The sequence below is a fragment of the Gammaproteobacteria bacterium genome (assembly GCA_027296625.1).
Classification (GTDB): domain Bacteria; phylum Pseudomonadota; class Gammaproteobacteria; order JAKEHO01; family JAKEHO01; genus JAKEHO01.
On sequence record JAPUIX010000172.1, the window covers coordinates 1 to 3,054 of the forward strand.

Sequence of the window (3,054 nt, forward strand, 5' to 3'; positions counted from 1 at the left end):
GGGCGTCCGTCCGTCCGCGTGGCGTTGGTCCGGCCTTTGCCGCGCACGTCGTGGATGTGGAAGTCGATCCCGAAACCGGGAAAGTGGACATCCTGCGCTATACCGCGGCGCAGGATGTCGGCAAAGCCGTTCATCCTAGCTATGTCGAAGGCCAGATTCAGGGCGGCGTGGCCCAAGGCGTCGGCTGGGCGCTGAATGAAGAGTATTACTACGCCGAAGACGGCACACTGCGCAACACGGGCTTCCTGGATTACCGTATGCCGACGTGTCTTGATCTGCCTATGATCGAAACCATCTTGGTTGAAGTCGCTAACCCAGGTCATCCGATCGGGATTCGTGGCGTAGGCGAAGTACCGATCATCCCACCGCCGGCGGCGATTGCAAACGCGATCTACCGCGCGACCGGGGTACGCATGACCGAACTCCCGATGTCACCAGCCAAAGTGGCCAAAGCGATTCTGGACAAGAAGAGAATATAACCGTAGGGGCGAGGTTCCCTCGCCCTTCCATATGTGTTGCTTGAAAAATAATGCCCCGACCCCATTCCCACTTTGTCACCATCAACGATCTACGTCTACACTACCTCGATTGGGGCACGGCGGGAAAACCCGCATTGATTCTGTGTCACGGTGGCTCGGCCTATGCCCGCTGGTGGGATTTTATTGCTCCCGTCTTTGCCGAGGAATTTCACGTTTTCACTCCGGATTGGCGCGGCCACGGTGAGAGTCAGCATGCAGAACCGCCGGCCTATAGCACGCGGCATTACATTGACGATCTGCATCAACTCGTCAGCCATCTTGGTATCGAACGTCCCATCCTCCTCGGGCACTCAATGGGCGGGCATAATACGCTTATTTATGCCACGCAACATGCTGAGGAACTCAGCGCTTTGATCTTGGTTGATATCGAACCAGGCTATCCTGAGGCCGCCGTCACATTGCTGCGTCGCATGGGTGAAAAGCCGGCCAAGGTGTTTGACTCTTTTCAGGAGGCCGTAGCCCGTTTTCGCGTATTTCCCCGTGCGTCTTTAGTCTCGGTCGAGAAGCTGCGCTATCTCGCCTCTTTTGCTTTTAAGGAGCTGCCTGACGGGAAATGGACGTCTAAATTTGATCGGCGAACGCTCTTTCGTGAGCCTATAAACGGCTGGCCTTTGTTGGCCCGTACTAGCTGTCCCACACTCATTGTGAAGGCCGAGCACAGCCCGGTACTCACCCCACAGAAACTGGAGCGCATGTGCGCGGGCTTACCCGATAGTCGCTGGGCCGAGGTGCCCGACACGTATCATCATGTGATGCTGGATAATCCGGACGGGTTTATCGAGATCGTACAGAGATTTTTACGGGATCTGCATCATCATGCGTAAGGCATAATGCGCAAGAAAAGAAGCATACTGCTGCGTACGCACTGATTCCTCACAGGGTCTACTGTAGAAAAAACGATCTCTCTGACAGATCCACCTGCGCCGCTTTTTTGCGGCGGTTCTATCTATTATAGGCCGGCTGCTTTTAGCGTGACGGAGGCCCATCTGGATCCGAAGATGGACCACTCGGGCGAGACTCTCACGCTTTTTCTGCGCTCTCTTCGGCTTCCCACTTATCCGCCTGGGCCTTTTCCAATCGGGCGCGCTCAAACCGCTGCCGATGGACTTCCCGCCAGTGAAAGGATTGGGGTGGCTGGAGCTGGCGTTCAAGACTCTGAATCAGTGACTCTTTGCGGTCTGAACGACCAAAACAGTGCTCGCCCAGCCACATCTCCCAACCGGGCCGTTTTTTCCCATCAGGGCCGGTAATGTTACAGCGGACAAAGTGGGGTCTTGGCGCGACGGTGGGTCTTGGGATAAGCGCTTCGGTTTCCTCAGCTGTTTTCCTGAGCTGCTGTATCATACGTCCTACTCGTCCAAATGAAGGCGGGTTGTGGTCTGGAGGACGATCGGGAAGTGCGACCAGGGGCAGGGCTGCCCATCGTGTTTGTGGCGGGGAAGGATAGCATTTGAACCAGTATCAAATACACGAGCGGACCGAAATTTATGTTGCATCTCGTCGCCTGGGCAAACGACGTATTCTCCGTGCTCAGGTTTGCGCATTATGCCTCCGGATATAAGACTATTTCTTTGAGATATGTCACGACACCAGCCGCTCTATAGTTACGAGAGCCAGTCGTGTTTTTGTACAAATACACTGGTTCACTATCTGCTTTGACGAATGGACCCATCACGAGCTTCAGCTCACCGGCCGGTGAGCCCGTGAACAGTGATTCTTGGGAGTCACAGCCGTGTGGGGGATGTTGGCTACGTAGGGGCGGGGGGTTGAATTGTGTCAGGCAGGCAGACGTAGCGGCGCGGATGCTGGGCAGGTTTATTTTTATTCAGTTCCGTGGATTTCTGCTGGCACGGAGCCAGGTCGGTGTAGGTCGAAACGGGTATCCAGGCGGCCGTAGGGTTACGTGTTTTCCCTTCTTCAATCCTCCACAGAATGAAGAACGTGAAAGCCACAAGCAGTAGGTGTGTTTTCATACGGTATTCACTAGCACGATTCCCCGCCCGATCCGTGCCGCCAGAACATTGTGCCAGCGCGCGCCGTTTTTCGGCAACCGCGAAAAGCTAGGCCAGTGCCGTGCCGCTGATCGACACTCTTGCACGCTGAGGGTAATCAAGGACTGACGGCTGATAGTCACACCACTCACTGGGAGGAGCAATGGACTTGGTGCAGACGTTGTTCAGTTTGGAAATACTCCGTGCATTGAAGAAGGGCAGGAGGACCCGCGAATGGTTTAAAGGGATGCGGCCAGATGAGCAGCGGAGGAAAGAGGCGACGGAATATTTAGTTACACATGCCTATATTGAGGAACATAAAAACGCGCGGATTCCGTTTCAACTTACGCAAAAAGGAGCGACATTCATCCAAGACCATATTAAGAGCTGGACAGATGTATGGGAGGCCAAGAAAATAGCAGACAAATTTGAGTGATGCTGGACAAGCATTTGAGTAGCGGATCTTGACCCTCTTTTATACGCAACTCGCGTGACGGAAGTTGCTCAGTCAGCATCAAGCGCGA

At 54.5% G+C, this 3,054-nt stretch carries 4 protein-coding genes; 3 read left to right on the forward strand and 1 reads right to left on the reverse strand.

Annotated features, from left to right (window positions below; all coding sequences use genetic code 11):
* Positions 1–479, forward strand: a 479-nt coding sequence (locus O6944_10705) for a molybdopterin-dependent oxidoreductase (protein ID MCZ6719605.1), incomplete at its 5' end; no start/stop codon positions are given.
* Between the two features lie 50 nt (positions 480–529).
* Positions 530–1,363, forward strand: coding sequence for an alpha/beta hydrolase (locus O6944_10710; protein MCZ6719606.1), 834 nt, complete (start codon positions 530–532; stop codon positions 1,361–1,363).
* Between the two features lie 196 nt (positions 1,364–1,559).
* Here the strand turns inward: O6944_10710 and O6944_10715 are convergent, their stop codons facing one another.
* Positions 1,560–1,883, reverse strand: coding sequence for a hypothetical protein (locus tag O6944_10715; GenBank protein ID MCZ6719607.1), 324 nt, complete (start codon positions 1,881–1,883; stop codon positions 1,560–1,562).
* Between the two features lie 810 nt (positions 1,884–2,693).
* Between O6944_10715 and O6944_10720 the strand changes: the two genes are divergently transcribed.
* On the forward strand, positions 2,694–2,966 hold the full coding sequence (locus O6944_10720; protein ID MCZ6719608.1) for a hypothetical protein: 273 nt from the start codon (positions 2,694–2,696) through the stop codon (positions 2,964–2,966).
* Positions 2,967–3,054 lie beyond the last annotated feature (88 nt).